General features: G+C 40.5%; 1 tRNA gene. It reads right to left on the bottom strand.

The features are described from left to right. Position 1: 1 nt before the first annotated feature. Positions 2 to 75 (bottom strand) — tRNA-Pro (locus tag Q0976_RS24040). Positions 76 to 437 lie beyond the last annotated feature (362 nt).

Consider the following 437-nt stretch of genomic DNA (forward strand, 5'->3'; position numbering starts at 1 on the left):
GTCGGTGATAGAGGATTCGAACCTCTGACCCTCTGGTCCCAAACCAGATGCGCTACCGGGCTGCGCTAATCACCGAAATATCATCAACAACCTAGTATCACGACTTGTTTGCTGAGAACGGAGCGCATCTTATCCCCTCACCTAGAGCCCGTCAACGGTTTTTTCAGTATGGATTGCTCACTTGATTATTTAAGCAACTATCAAGTCTATTTTTAGGCAGTTAGAAGATAGAATAAGCAGTTAAAAACACAAACGCCTTTGTCTCACTATACTGAATTGGTTTTCAAGTCATCACTAAGAATTAACTGTTTTTACTCTACCAACCCTCAATAAACCAAAATCGACCACATCAACAGTAATAACATATATGGACACCTCACCTAATTCAAGTGATATTTTTGAGTAACAATGGGTAAAACTGCATACGTATATCCGGC

The organism is uncultured Shewanella sp. (assembly GCF_947501665.1).
Classification (GTDB): Bacteria; Pseudomonadota; Gammaproteobacteria; order Enterobacterales; family Shewanellaceae; genus Shewanella.